This is a genomic window from Streptomyces sp. NPDC047085 (assembly GCF_040643735.1).
Lineage (GTDB): Bacteria > Actinomycetota > Actinomycetes > Streptomycetales > Streptomycetaceae > Streptomyces.
In genome coordinates, this window is sequence record NZ_JBEYUW010000003.1 from 284282 (window position 1) to 299441 (window position 15160).

7 protein-coding genes are annotated in these 15160 nt (G+C 66.8%); 4 read left to right on the forward strand and 3 right to left on the reverse strand.

Features of this window, described 5'->3' with window-relative positions; genetic code table 11:
* Positions 1–171 precede the first annotated feature (171 nt).
* The gene (locus ABZ865_RS12390) at positions 172–567 is read left to right on the forward strand and encodes a hypothetical protein (protein WP_361227986.1); all 396 of its coding nucleotides are present in this window, start codon (positions 172–174) and stop codon (positions 565–567) included.
* Positions 568–712: 145 nt separating this feature from the next.
* Here ABZ865_RS12390 and ABZ865_RS12395 read toward each other — a convergent pair whose 3' ends face one another.
* Together ABZ865_RS12395 and ABZ865_RS12400 are read right to left on the reverse strand one after the other, a co-directional pair.
* A complete protein-coding gene (locus ABZ865_RS12395) occupies positions 713–2950 on the reverse strand; it encodes a peptidoglycan recognition protein (RefSeq protein ID WP_361227989.1) in 2238 nt (745 codons plus the stop codon).
* A 175-nt stretch (positions 2951–3125) separates the two neighbouring features.
* Complete coding sequence (locus ABZ865_RS12400) at positions 3126–3647, reverse strand: hypothetical protein (RefSeq protein ID WP_361227992.1); 522 nt, start codon at positions 3645–3647, stop codon at positions 3126–3128.
* A 1295-nt stretch (positions 3648–4942) separates the two neighbouring features.
* Here ABZ865_RS12400 and ABZ865_RS12405 point away from each other — a divergent pair.
* The 3 genes from ABZ865_RS12405 to ABZ865_RS12415 all read left to right on the forward strand — a co-directional run bounded on the left by ABZ865_RS12405 (position 4943) and on the right by ABZ865_RS12415 (position 14428).
* Complete coding sequence (locus ABZ865_RS12405) at positions 4943–12616, forward strand: DNRLRE domain-containing protein (RefSeq protein ID WP_361229653.1); 7674 nt, start codon at positions 4943–4945, stop codon at positions 12614–12616.
* 86 nt (positions 12617–12702) lie between these two features.
* Positions 12703–13605: a hypothetical protein gene (locus tag ABZ865_RS12410; protein ID WP_361227995.1), complete on the forward strand. Its 903-nt coding sequence runs from the start codon at positions 12703–12705 to the stop codon at positions 13603–13605.
* A 280-nt stretch (positions 13606–13885) separates the two neighbouring features.
* The gene (locus ABZ865_RS12415) at positions 13886–14428 is read left to right on the forward strand and encodes an SMI1/KNR4 family protein (RefSeq protein WP_361227998.1); all 543 of its coding nucleotides are present in this window, start codon (positions 13886–13888) and stop codon (positions 14426–14428) included.
* Positions 14429–14494: 66 nt separating this feature from the next.
* Here the strand turns inward: ABZ865_RS12415 and ABZ865_RS12420 are convergent, their stop codons facing one another.
* Entirely contained in the window at positions 14495–15145 is a 651-nt protein-coding gene (locus tag ABZ865_RS12420; RefSeq protein WP_361228001.1) for a hypothetical protein, read from the reverse strand.
* Between the last annotated feature and the right edge of the window lie 15 nt (positions 15146–15160).

Below are 15160 nucleotides of genomic sequence, written 5' to 3' on the forward strand. Positions count from 1 at the left end.
CGGGGGCCCCGATTTTCAGGTCGGCGGTGCCTCAAACCCGGTTTCCTGGGGGAGTCCTGTGCGCGTCCTGCGAGCGCGGTGGGGCGGTCCTGCGCCGGTCGGCGGCCCGCGCCCTGTCAGGGTGACGGATGCCAGGTCAGGCCCGCTCTTCCCTATGTGACAGCGCACCACGTGACAGCACAGACGGAGACCAGGCCGCCTGCCGCGGCGAAGCCCGTGCGATGGGCCGCGGACGCGGTGGCCGCCATGCGCGAGGGCGCCCGGCTGCGGCTCGACTACTCGGCACAGAGCCTGTGGCGGGTGGACCGCATGATCGAGGAGATCCGGCGCGAGGGGCCTCCGTACGCGGCGGTCGAGAACGTGCTGCGCGGATTCGGCGCCTACGCCGGTGAGGTCGTCGTCCGCCAGACCGGCGCCGAGTGGTGGGCGACCGGCGGCGACCACTGGATCCGCACGCCCGACGGCCGGCTGTGGGACCCCTTCGAGGAGGCCCGGCGCGCTTACGAGGGCAACGGCTCGCTGCGCCTGCTGTGCCGGGACGCCACCGCCTCGGCGGAGAGACCGTGAATCGGGCGCGCTGTGGAGGGGCGCGCTGATCGCGGGCTGGTCGTGACGCGGATCGGGCGCCCACGCCCCGAGGTGCGGGAGAGCGGACGCCCGAGCCGGTCGCTGCACGGAACGGGGGCGAGTCAGTTGACCCGCCCCTCGGGGGCTACTTGATGTAGACGAGGCCGTCCGTGGTGATCGTCGGGCGGCCGCTGGTGCCGACCACGACGATCTTGACCGTGTGCTTGGCGCTGCTGGACCAGGTCTTCGTCCAGATCGCCTGGCGGTACTGGGTGGTCGACGACTTCAGGTCGACCGTCGAGACCTTGACGCCGTCGACGTACACGTACACCTGACCGGAGGTCGACGCCCGGGAGACCACCCAGGACGCCGAGCGGCCGGTGAAGGTCCAGCTCAGGCTCGCGCCCTTGGAACCGCTGGAGTACGACTTGCCGCCGAGATAGCTGGTGGACGAACGGGACGTCCAGGTACCGGTCTTCGTGGCCGAGGTCTCCTGCAGGATCATCGGCGTGAAGGAGGCGGAGGAGGTGCCGGTGTTGCCCGCGTAGTCGTACGCCTTCATCGACCAGGTGCTCGCCGAACCGGAGTTGGCGGTACGGCTGGAGCTTGTGGTGGTCGGGCCGAAGGTGGCCGTCGTCGGGGTCAGCAGGCTCACCGACTTCAGGGCCTGCGTGTCGGTGGCCTTCCAGCCGAGGGTGACCGGAACGGCGGTGGTGTTGACGGTGCCCGTGCGCAGGGAGAGCTTCGGGGTCGTCGTGAAGGTGGGCACGGTCGTGTCCGTCACGACGGTCACCGCGGCGGTCGTCGTGGTCTTGCCGGACTGGTGCACGGCTCGTACGGCGACGCTGTGGCTGCCCGTGGCCAGGGTGGCGCTCGCCGAGGTCGCCGTACCGGAGGCCGTGGCGGCGACCTTGCCGTCCACCAGCAGCTCGAACTTGGAGATCAGCGAACCGGGCGTGGTCGTCGACCACTTCGCCGTGATCGCGCCCTTGGTGTAGTACGTCGACCCGGACAGGCCCGTGCCGGAGAGCGAGGTCAGCTTCAGGCCCTGCACCGGGCCGGACGCCCAGGCACGGATGGTCGGCAGCTGGGCGTAGAGGGAGCCGCCGGGGCACTGGGTGTTGTAGCCGTCGCGGTGGCCGGAGACGCGGTTGAAGGTGTAGGAGCTGCCCGCGGTGAAGCTCGTACCGGCGTAGTTCGTCTGGGCCGCGCCCGCCTTGAGCTGCACGGTCGTGGACGGGTCGGCCTTGTACTGGCCGAGCTTCCAGGCCGCGACGCGGGCGATCGAGGTCAGGGCCGCGTCGGTGGCGGCGGTGGAGGTGTAGTCGCCGAGCACCGCGATGCCGGCCGACTCACGGTTCCAGCCGTAGGTGTGCGCGCCGAGCACCGGCAGGTCGACGCCGCCCTTGCGGCCCTCGAAGATCGTGCCGCACTTGTCGACCAGGAAGTTGTAGCCGATGTCGTTCCAGCCGTTGGTCTGCGTGTGGTACGCGTAGATGCCCCGCACGATCGCGGCGGAGTCGGCGCAGGAGTAGTCGTTCGTCCCGTCCGTGTGGTGGACGAAGACGGCCTTCACATCGGTGTTGTACTCCGAGGGGTCCGGGCTGAGCGACTCGTCGGCGCCCCAGTCGGCGCGCGAGATGATGGGCGGCTCGGGGACGGTGGAGGGCGGGGCGGTGGGCTTGGTGGCCGACGGGCTCGCCGAAGCCGAAGCCGAAGCCGAAGCTGACGTCGAAGCCGACGTCGACGGGGACGCGGATGTGGACGCCGAGTCGCTCGGGGACGCGGAGGTGCTGTCCGCCGGCGAGGCGGACGTGCTGTCGCTCGGGGAGGCCGAGTCGGTCGGCGCGGTCGAGTCGGTGGGCGAGGCGCTGTCGCTCGCGGTCGCATCGACCGCGTACGCGGCCGGCTCGGTCTTCTGCTCGGCGGCGGTGGCCACCCCTGGGTCGACCAGGTTGACCTCCAGTCCCTTGGGCAGGCCGGAGCTGGTGGAGCCGTCCTTGTGGACGACCTGGACCTCGACGCCGTCGGAGGGGCCGACCCACAGCGGCTCGGATGCGCCGCGGGCGTGGGCGCGGGCCGTCGGGTCCTCCAGCGGGTCGACGTTCGCCTCGAGGTCCTGCCAGGCGGTCCACTCGCCGGTCTTCAGGCTGTGGGTGCGCACCTGGGCCGTGCCGTGCAGCCGCTGGGTCGACCCCGTCCAGGAGACGCCGAGCATCGAGAACTGCTTGGTCTCCGTCCGCGGCAGCTCCCGCTTGCCGCCCGCGGCACTCTTCAGTGCCAGGTCATAGACCTTCACCGGCCGCTTGGGCTGTCCGGCCCCGTCGCCGGAGGACGGGCTGGCGACGGCGTACGTCACAACACCCCCGCCGCCCAGCACCACCGCACCGAGCGTCAGCCACGTTCGCCGTCGGAGGCTGAGCGGTTTGTACGCATGGGTCCTGCGTGGACTCAATTGTCCCACCCCTAGAAAAAGAACACGATGACACCGCCGGTCACACAGGCGGTACTTGTACAGCGCATCAGTGGCCTCAATCGTCACTCATGCCACACGGAGCTCATTCCTTTGGCGTCGCCGAGGGCAGCTCGGCCTGGCAGGTGGCGCGGCCGAACCTGCCGTACGCGGAGGCGGTCTGGACGTGCTCGCCGCGCACGGCGAGGGAGCAGCTGGCCTGCCCGCCCTTCTCGCCGAGGGTGATCGAGACCAACGGCGGCTTGCCGAGCGGCACTTGCACGGTCTTCTTCCACGGCAGCGCGACGGCATGGTCGACGACCGCGGTCCCGGCCTCGCTGCGGCCCTGGTACGCGATGTCGGCGGTGCCCTTCCCGGTGACCTCGTACGTCACGGCGGCGGTCGGCGCGCGGTGCTCGGCCGCCGGCTTGTCCCCGGTGTCGAGCACGCCGTAGAGGACGAGCCCGCCGCAGGCGGCCAGCAGGGCGCCGCCGATGAGAAGGCCGGTGCGATCGGGGCGAAGGGAGCGCGAGGAGGCATCGGTCCCGGAATTCCCGCCGTTCTCCCGAGATTCGGGGGCCTCGGATTCGGTGGCACCCGCCGCGATTTCCCGCTCTTCGTCGCTCATGAAAAGTCCCTTTTGGATCGGCCTCTCGGAATTCGCATGCCTGCGCCGGAATTCCCGGAACCGGGCTCTTATACACGACGCCGGACGCGGGCCGCCAGTGAGGGGACAAACCGGGCGTCGATTTCCTGTGATGGGTGAACTGTCGTGATCTGAGAAGTCGTTTGACATGCCGTCACCTGCATGGTTACAACCGCGGCGCCGCTACGTCTGGCCATCCGCTGATGCGGGACGGCCGGATGTCTGCGGTCGATGTTTATGACGTTCAACACAAGGAAAGGGTTGCGGTGAAACCCAGATTGGGCAGGCTTATTGCGTGCCTTGTGGTGTCCGCGGTGGTGAGTACCGCGCTGCCACAGGTCGCTTATGCGGCGTCTGATTCGGACGACGGCGGCGGCGGAAAGGGGATAGTCGACACCGTCAAGGGCTGGTTCAGCGACGATGACGACGATCACCCGCTCGCCGACCCGCCGTCCCACGACGAGCTGGACGTGGCCGACCGGCAGAAGCTGCCGAAGGGCAAGAAGGCTCCGAAGGCCAAGCGGGTCAGGGAGCTGAAGAGCCGGCGCACGTCGACGGCGCGTTTCTGGCAGATGTCGGACGGCCGGGTTGAGGCGGAGCTGTCGGCCGTGCCGACGTCGTATCGCTCGGGTACGGGCCGGAAGGCGACCTGGAAGCCGATCGACACCGCCGTCCACCCGACGGACGCCAAGGGCTTCGACTTCGCCAACACGACCAATGAGGGCCGGAGTTGGTTCGGCTCGGACGCGGACCACCTGGTGCGCTTCCGGTCGCCGGATGGCCGTTCGGTCACGCTGGGCCTGGAGGGCGCGGACGGTTCGCTGAAGCCGTCGGTGAAGGGTTCGACGGTCACGTACAAGGACGCGGTCAACGGCGCGGACCTGGAGTACGGCGTCGGCCGTGGCCGGGTGAAGGAGAACATCACCCTCGCCGAACGCCCCACCGGTCCCCTGACGTTCACGTTCACTCTGGACACACAGGGGCTGACGCCGAGGGCGCGTAAGGACGGCTCGATCGCGCTGTTCGGGGAGTTGCCGCACACGCCGGTGATGGTGATTCCGGCGCCGTTCATGACGGACGCGAAGAAGGCGGACAAGTCGGTCTTCGGCAGGACCTACAGCACGGCCGTACGGCAGAAGCTGGTCCGGGACGGCAAGTCCTGGAAGCTGTCGGTCACGCCGGATGCGAAGTGGCTGGCGTCGAAGGACCGGCACTATCCGGTGGTGATCGATCCGACGATCACGATCGCGCCGTCGCCGACGGATTCGCAGGACACGATGGTCCTGTCGGACCAGGCGTCGACGAACTTCAACACCACCTGGAAGCTGTCGGCGGGCAAGACCGACACGGGTACCTCCCGCTCGCTGATCAAGTTCCCGCTGAGTGAGATCCCGTCGGGCACGAAGATCGACTCTGCCCGGTTGGAGATGTACTTCGACCAGGCGCACACCACCAACGCCAACGACGTCACCATCGGCGCCTACCGGGCGACGGGGGCGTGGGACGAGGCGACGGCGACCTGGTCCAACACCAGCAACCTGGTGGGTGAGCTGTCGGGCACCACGGTCCAGGTGGACGACGGGGATCCTGGCACGACGGCGGCGGTCGGCTCGTGGAAGCCGGGGTCGACGACCTACGGGATCGACGGCGACTACCTGTACAACAAGGACGCCATCCTCGGGGACACCTACACCTGGCAGCCGAACCTGCCGGAGACGGCCTCGTACCGGGTGGACGCGCACTATGTGCAGTACACCGACCGGTCCACGGCTGCCCCGTACACGGTGACCAGCAGTGACCCGACCGCCACCTACACGGTGGACCAGACGGCCGGTACGAACGGGGTGTGGGCCTCCCTGAACGGCGGCTCGCAGATCAACTTCGCCAAGGGAACCGCCGGCAAGGTCGTCCTGAAGGACACCAGCAGCACGACGGCGGTGATCGCGGACGCGGTGCGCTGGGTGAACCCGGCGTCGATCGTGAAGAACACCGGCGAGTACAACCAGTGGCACAAGTTCCCGGTCACCGACACCGTTCAGCAGTGGGTGAACGGCACGGCGACCAACTACGGGTTCGTGCTCAAGGCCACGGACGAGTCGTCGACGGCGCCGACCGGCGGCCCGCGCTACGAGTCCGGTGACGGCGACTACGGCGGCGAGACCGCGACGATCCCGCGGCTGACGGTCACCTACGGCAAGGTCGGCACGACCCTGGACTCGCCGACGGTCGTCCATTCCACGGGACCGGAGCTCTCCTGGAAGGCGTACAGCAACACCACCGGCGACCCGAACCTGGACATCGTCGAGTACCAGCTGCACCGCTCCACGCAGCAGGCGTTCACCCCGTCCGCCGCCACGCTCGTGGCCCCGATCGACAAGTCGGCGACGGCGTACACGGACACCACCGCGACCCCGACCCCGGACTCCTCCTCGGTGGAGATCGGCCGCTCGTACTACTACCAGCTCGCGGTGAAGACCAAGGACGGCCAGCTGCTGGGCTCCCCGACCCGCATCGTCGGCGTCCCGAAGGCGGGCCGCACCATGCGGCTGATCCAGGGCACCTCCGGGGTCACGGACACCACCCTGTCCTCCGGGCAGCCGACCACGAACGAGGACACCATCTCCTCCTTCGGCGTGGGCCAGAAGTGGCTGGAGGTCGGCAACAACTCCACCACCTACGGCAAGGCCCGTGCGGTGATGAAGTTCACCACGTCCAGCATCCCGACCACGGCCACGGTGCTGGAGTCGCGGCTGTTCATGTGGGGCGCGGAGACCACCACCGGCACGAATGGTGCGATCTACGAACTCCACGGCCTGAACAAGGACTTCAACGAGACCCAGGCCACCTGGAACAACGCCACCTCCACCACGCCGTGGACCACGGCCGGCGGTGACTACTCCGGCACTGTCTCCGACACCGTCGCCCAGGTCTCCGAGGTGGGCCGCCACTGGTGGGACGCCACGTCGCTGACCCAGGGCTGGATCAAGACGCCGACCTCCAACCACGGCGCACTGGTGAAGCTGAAGGACGAGACCACCACCGGCCCGCAGGAGCGCACCCTGTTCCTGGCCTCGGAGGCCTCCGACTACCAGCTCGGCCCGCTGCTGCGGGTGATCTACGTCGACTCCACGACGGACGACACGTACTACGCGCCGCAGACCCCGGCACGGATGACCCCCAACTCCACCTACACGGTGGACTTCACGGTCACCAACACCACCTCCAGCGCGTGGGCGACGGGTGAGCGGGTCCTGTCGTACACCTGGAAGCTCCCCGACGGCACGGACGTGACCAACGGCGGCAACCAGCTCTCCACCGCCATCCCGGCACTCTCGCCCGGTCAGTCGGCGACGATCCAGGCGCAGGTCAAGACCCCGATCAACTCGGATACGGGCAGCAAGCGCACCCAGTACGTGCTCGGCTGGGACGTCAAGAAGGTCTCCGACGGCTCCTGGCTGTCGGCGGGCACGGGTGGCATACCCACGCTGAAGCAGAACGTGGCGGTGGAAGACCCCACCTCCAACACGCTCGGCCTGGAGAAGTTCTACTCGTACACGGGTAAGAACACCGGTGCCGGCTCGACGGTGATGAACAACCTCGCCTATGGCAACACCGTGTGGTCGTACAACGCGTTCAGCAACCCGGGGCGTGGTCTGACGACGTTCGCCAGGTTCGCGTACAACTCGCAGGACACCGACAACACCACCGGTGGCGCGGGCGCGGGCTGGTCGGCACAGCTGGGCGGGCCCATCCGGCTCGGCGCACAGCTGGACTTCCACCCCAACCCGGTGCAGAACGCCACCGAGATCCGCCTGCCCGACGGTGACGGCACCACGCACACCTTCACCAAGCAGCCGGACGGCAGCTGGAAGGCCCCCGCGGGCGTCCACTACCGCATCACCATGAAGGCGGGCCTGGACTGCACCCCGACGAAGGACCCGGTCCCGGACGCCTGGACCCTGCTGCGCCCGGACGGAACCCGCTTCTACTTCGGCTGTGACGGTTACCTGACGTCGGCGGTCGACAAGAACGGCAACACGCAGACCTACACCTACGAGCAGCACAAGACCCAGGGCAAGGCGGCCAAGTTCCTCGCCTACGTCACCGACCCGGCGGGCCGGCAGTCCCTGACGGTCGACTACTACAAGAAGGGCGACGCGTCCTACGACTACATCGACGGCACGGGCGCCAAGGTCACCGGCACCAGCCTGACCGACCCGGACATCTACGACCACGTGAAGTCCATCACGGACATCTCGGGCCGCAAGATCTCCTTCTACTACACGGTGCAGGGTCTGCTCGGTCAGTTCACCGACGGCGACGGCTCCAGCCAGCCGAAGAACTTCAAGTTCACCTACGACGCAACCCAGGGCAACAAGAACGTCAAGCTGGTCACGGCCACCGACCCGCGCGGCCACGCCACCCAGCTGGCGTACTACGCCCCGCAGACCGGTGACGACCCGAAGTACCACTGGTCGACGAAGACGATCACCGACCGTCTGAACGGTGACACCGCCTTCGCGTACGCGGCCGACACCGTGAACACCAAGTTCACGGACACGACGGTCACGGACGCCGAGACCCACGCCACGAAGTACGTCACCGACGACTTCGGCCGTCCGGTCCAGACGACCAACGCCAAGTCCCAGACATCGAAGATGTCGTGGGACGCGGACAACAACGTCACGTATGTGGAGGAGGACAACGGGGCGAAAACCGCGTACTGCTACGACCAGAAGACGGGCTACCCGCTCTGGCAGCGCGACGCGGAGAACAACAAGGCAGGCGTGCCGGACCAGACGGCCACCTGCGTTGCCGACACAACCAAGTGGCCGGCGAACGCCTCGAAGTACGAGTACCAGACCCGCGCCGACGGCTACTCGGCGGACCTGTTCCGCAAGACGTCGCCCGAGGGCCGCGCCTGGCAGTTCGGCTACGACAGCTTCGGCAACCTGAAGACGGTCACGGACCCCAAGGGCGTCGCGACCACATCGGTGCCGGACGACTACACCACGAAGTACGACTACGACGCCTACGGTGAGCTGACCAAGGCGACCGACGCCAACGGCAACCCGACCACGTACAGCGGCTTCGGGCCGACCGGTTACCCGGCGACGATCACGGACGCGAAGAGTTTCGCGACCCAGTTCGTCTATGACGAGCGGGGCCAGGTCACCCAGGTCACCGACGCCAACAGCAAGGTAACCACGCAGACGTACGACACGTTCGGGCGTCCGCTGGTCAACACCGTGCCCAAGGACACCGGCGTCGTGATCACGACCCCGGCGCCGGTGTACGACGAGAACAACAATGTCACGAAGTCGACGGCGCCGAACGGGGCCGTCTCGACGGCGGTGTACGACAACGCGGACCAGGTCACGTCGGCGACGGCGCCGGCGAACAACCAGACCAGCCCGCGCACCACGTCCTACACCTACGACAAGGTCGGCAACCTGAAGACGACGACCGAGCCCAAGGGCACGGCGACGACGACGGACGCGACCGACTTCGTCACGACGAACAACTACGACGAGATCTACCAGCTCACGTCCGTGGTCAACGCGAACAGTGACAAGGTCTCCTACGAGTACGACAACGTCGGCAACGTCACCAAGGTCATCGACCCGAAGAAGAACGCCACCGCCGACACGACCGACTACACCACCAAGACCGACTACGACCTGGACCACCGGGTCACCGTCGTCACGGACGCGGCCGGCAAGACCGCCAAGAAGGGCTACGACAAGGACGGCCTGGTCACCTCGGCCACGGACGCCGAGAACAACACCACCACGATCACCTACGACGAGCGCGGCAAGCAGACCGAGGTCAAGGTTCCGCACGACGGCACGTCGACCATCACCTACCGCTCGACGAAGTACGAGTACGACCAGGTCGGCAACACCACCAAGGTGCTCACGCCGCGGGCGACGGCGGCCGGTTCCACCGACGCCTTCACTGCCCGCACCTCGTACGACGCGCTGAACCGCCCGGTCAAGCAGTACCAGCCCTACGACCCGGCGGACTCCCGATACAACGACCCGAATGTCTACACGGAGACGACCTACGACAAGGTCGGCCGGGTCGCCAAGACCTCGCTGCCTCCGTCGGACGGTGAGACGGTCCGCAACGACACCACCTACAGCTACTTCGACAACGGCTGGGTGAGGTCCTCCACGGACCCGTGGGACATCGTCACCACGTACGAGTACAACGAGCTGGGTCAGCAGACCAAGCGGACCCTGACCTCGGCGGGCGGCTCCTCGGACCGCACGATGACGTGGTCGTACTACCCCGACGGCTCGCTGAAGTCCCGCGCGGACGACGGCGTCCCGGCGGGCAAGTCGGTCGTCCTGGTGGACAACTCCGACACTCAGAACACCTCCAAGACCGGCACCTGGACCAAGGCAGACGTCACCGGCCAGCAGGGCTACAACCACGAGACCCACGCGGCCGGCACCGGCACGGACGCCTACACGTGGACGCTCAACATCCCCAAGGACGGCACGTACACGGCGTACGTGAAGTTCCCGCAGGTGACGGGCGCCGCGACCACGGCCAAGTACACCGTGACCTACGACGGCGGCACGGCCGACAAGACGATCGACCAGAACGCCACCGCCAACCAGGGCACCTGGGTCTCGCTCGGCTCCTTCGCCTTCAAGCAGGGCAACGCGGCCAAGCTCCAGCTGTTCCAGAACAGCGGCGGCACGGTCGTCGCGGACGCCGTCAAGCTCGTCCGTGACACCAGCGGCGACCCGGCGGACACGGAGAAGGCGAACTTCACCTACGCCTACGACCTCAACGGCAACACGACCGAGATCGACGACACGTCCTCGACCGCGAAGATCGACGCGTACACGGTTGCCTACACCGGCCTCAACCAGGTACAGAAGGTCACCGAGTCGCTGTCGGGGACGGAGAAGAAGTCCACGTCGTACGCGTATGACCCGAACGGCCTTGTGGACACGGTCACGCACCCGGACCAGTTCTCCAAGTACACGTACGACCTTCGCAACTTGGTGAAGACCGTATCCGTGGGCAAGTCGGCCACGGACGCCTCACCGAAGGTGACGTCGTACACGTACACCGATCGTGGTCAGAAGCTCCAGGAGACGAAGGCCAACGGCAACACGATCGACTACACGTACTACTTGGACGCGGCGCTGAAGACGTCGACGGAGAAGAAGCCCAACGGCACCCTCGTCGACTCCCACGCCTACGCCTACGACCCGAACGGCAACAAGTCGCAGGACGTCGCACAGAAGATGAACGCCGACAACCACTCGGCGTACCTGTCCTCGACGACGGACTACACCTACGACCCGGCCGACCGGCTGAAGCAGGCGGTGAAGACCGGCAACGGTGCCGGGACGGAGACGTACGTTCACGACAACAACGCCAATGTCATCAGCCAGACCGTCAAGAACGTCACCACCACCTACGACTACGACCGTAACCGTCTGCTGAGCGCCACCGTCGGGGGTGCCACCGCCAAGTACAACTACGATCCCTTCGGCCGCCAGGAGTCGGTGACATCCGCCTCGGACGGGAAGGTCATCTCCCGGAGCGTCTACGACGGTTTCGACCACGTCGTCGAGTCCCAGAAGATGGACGACACGGGTGCGATGAAGTCGACCACGTACACCTTCGACCCGTTCGACCGTACCGTGTCGAAGACGGCGGACGGCAAGACCACGGACTTCGAGTACCTGGGCCTGTCCTCCGAGGTCCTGGACGAGAAGGTCGCCGGCACGCTGACGAAGTCGTACCAGTACAGCCCGTGGGGCGAGCGCCTGTCGCAGATCAAGTACAACACCGACGGCACGACCGAGGACGGCTACTACGGCTACAACAGCCACTCCGACGTCGAAACCCTCACGGACAAGAACGGCGACACGAAGGCGACATACGGCTACACCGCCTACGGCTCCGACGACACGTCCGAGTTCACCGGCATCGACAAGCCCGACACGGCCGACCCGACGAAGGAGGCGTACAACCCCTACCGTTACAACGCCAAGCGCTGGGACGCCCAGTCGGGCACGTACGACATGGGCTTCCGCGACTACAACCCCGGGCTGAACCGCTTCACGAGCCGGGACATGTACAACGGCGCGCTGTCGGACATGGGGCTCGGCACGGACCCGTACACGAGCAATCGGTACGCCTTCGCGGGCGGTAATCCGACCACGTTCATCGAGCTCGACGGGCACATGCTCGACCCGGGAGGCGGTTGGACCACCTCCACGTCCCTGGGGTCCACGCACGACCGTGTGGTGACCAACACCGTGAAGCTCATCCGGGCGGAGATGAAGAACCTCGGAATCAGTGGAACGATCACCATTCGGGACCACGACAACGTCATTCCCTACGCAGGCAAGAACGGCGAGGACATCGGATACGCCGACATCATTCTCACCGGCAAGGGGCGGAACAAGGACAAGGTCTGGATCTGGGAGGTCAAGTCCATCGGCGGTTCGTCCACCTTCGACGGTGAGAAGGAAAGCCACAGGGTGATGGGGCCGAAGCAGCTCCACCGCTATATGGACAAACTGCAGGAGGAATACGCGCAGGCAGGACGGAACGTCGACGTCAAGGAAGGGTTCGGCCTGCCGTCTTCCGTCCTGCGGACGGCTCCGGACGCCAATGGGAAGCAGAAGACGATCCGAGCCTGGTCCGGAAATCCCAAGGACGGATTCGGGGGAATGAGGTGGTACAAGGTCTACGACGATGACGACGACGAGAAGCAGGAACAGCACCAGAACAACGAGGGCCACTCGGCGACGGACATCGCGGAGGGCGTGGGTCTCGGCCTGCTGGGCCTGGCCATCGGCGTCGGTACGATCGCCGAGGACGTCGGCACCGGCGGTCTCGGAGTCGCTGACGACGCACCGACCTTGGCCATCGCAGGAGGCATGCTGAAGGAAGCGTTCGCGCTGGTGGCGTGAGCGCACGCCGGGCGCCGACCGGGACTCCGGTCGGCGCCCGGCCATCGTCGTGGAGAGGGAAGGATATGCAGGGGAAGCCCAACGCGATGTACGCCATGCTGGATGTGGACACCGCGGGAGGAGCAGGATTTCCAGAGGTGTCTTCGGATTGGCTTGCCCATGCTGTTCGGGCGGTGGCACCGGTGTTCTGGGAATCGGCGATGCGGGCCTGGCCGTTCGCTGAAAGGGAGAAAACGGGAGGCCCACTCGGAAGGCCTGGGACACTGTGGGGCGAGGTGTATGTCTGGAACCCCGAGCGTCGACTCGGTGACCCGCGCCCGCTCTCTCCAGAGTCGCTCGAGTGGATGACCCGTGAACTGGCCGAGTACCCGACGTCGGCGCATCTCCGCCTGTGTGTTCTCGGCGCCGAAGCCGACCCTGAACTGGGGCCTGAACTCGCCGAGGAGTTCATTCGTGTCAGCCTTTCGGTGGACGATGACTGGCCGTGGGTGGCGCAGTTGCAGGTTGTTTCGGCCCTCTCTCCTGAAAGAGAAGGCGATACGGCGGAGAGGTCCCGCAGGTGGGCCGACTTTCTCCATGCTGCCGCCGCGAAGGTGGATCCGACCTACGGGCATGTGTGCGACGATCAGCCTACCCTGGGTCACACGGCCCTCGACCGGGCGATCCACGGCCGCTCGGGCCGCGTATCGATCCGAAAGGGCCGTGAGCGACTGCGCGGCTATTCCTGGGTGACAGTTCTCCCTTCGGAACTGGCCCGGACTCTCGGAGGCTTCGCCGCGCTCGAACGCAGCGGCGCGTTCTTCCGGGTCAGGGAGCTCCCCACGGGTGCCGTTTTGCTGCAGGCTTGCGAGGACCTCGCCGACTACGACGACGAAGTGATGGAAAGAGTCTTCGAAACCCTGGCGCCGGTCCTCCCTGAAGGCACCCCGGAAGCTGATCCGACTCTGAAGGGCTCCCAACGACTGGTCTGGAGAAACGCCAGGCGTTGACGGCGATACTGTTCCTCGGCATGTTCAAGGCACAGTCCGGGGCGGGAACGCAGAGCGCCGGATGCATTTACTGAGGTGCCCTCCAGTCGCGAGGACCGCCCCGCGAGGAACGGCGGGTGCAACGCGGATGGGTGCGCCGTCGTAAGACGGCGCAGACCCTGGGCGTGAGCTCACGGGGGCGCCGAAGTCCGGAGCTCCGCCGCCCCGACTGGAGAGCTGGAGCTGACGGAGTAGTGTCCGAGAACACCGTGGTCAGGAACAGCCCGGATTGGCGGACGACATGCTGAGGATCGAAGAGCTGGAGGCCGCGCTTCCGGCGATGACGGCGTGGCGTGTGCCTGGTGGGCGCAACGTGGACTGGGCCGCCCTTGAGGCGGCCCTCGGGACGGCGCTGCCCTCGGACTTCCGCTCTCTGGCGGAGGCGTATCCGGTGCTTGTCATCGATGACTTCCTCATGGTGTCCTCTCCGACGCCCGGTGCCGAGACGTTGTGGGGATCCGCGTCCAGGGACGACGAGATCCTTCAGGATCTGTACGAGATGGGCGACACCGAGGACTACGTTCCCTTCCCGCAGCCGGGAGGCCTGATCTCCTGGGCGTCGTCCAATTCGGGGGACACCTTCTACTGGAGGACGAGCCCCGCGGACCCGGACGCATGGCCAGTGGTCGTCCGCACGGACAACGCCGAGTGGTTCGAGTTCCCGCTCGGTGCCGTCGAGTTCCTGGCCGGCGTGTACGGGCGCACCATCGACGTGCCGGGCATGCCCAGGAACTTCCCCAGCGACTTCCCGGAGGTGCTGGGCCTGGACGACCGCATCGACTGATCGGCAGCTGAAATGAAGCCGCACGTCACGGCTGCCGCACTCGTCCTCCGGCTCACGACGCGATCGCTAGTGGCCCGTCGCGCGGAGCCACCGCATCGTTGTGATGAGTTCCTCGCCGAGGTCTTCGCACAGCGCGAGCAACTCGCGACCCGCTAACGAGTCGAGCAGGCCTGCGGCGTCGGGGAGAGCCCGGAGAGCGCCATGGCAGGCGGATTCGACGGCGAAGTTGCGCGACGCGAAATACCCCTCGCTCGCCTGGTCCACCAGGTTTGCGAGGTAGTCGCGATGGGCTTCCTCCGAGGGGTGCGAGTAGAACGAGCCCTCGATGAGGTCATCAAGGTAGTTCGCCAGGCCGGCTGAGCCCTCGACCACTCGCTCTGCTACGTCCACGTCAGGCTTGTCCAGCAACTCGCCGAAGGTCAGCAGGCTGCTGATGGTCTCCAACTGGAAGAGCTGGACCGTGTCCGGGTCGACTTCAGACGTGAAGAGCGGGGCCATGCACAGCTCGGCGATCGCTTGCTGGACTGCACGATCCGACTGTTCACTCGCAGCTGAAGCTGCCAATTGGAACAGCGACTCCAGCGCAGCCTGATCGACACCCCACTCTGCATCGAGCTCGAACGCGAACACGGGCGCACGCCACCGCCACAGGGCCAGGACGGCAGCCTGACGCTGATGGACGGGCTTCAGGTCCGCCAACCGCTCGATCTGCACCACGTTCTTGAGCCTTCT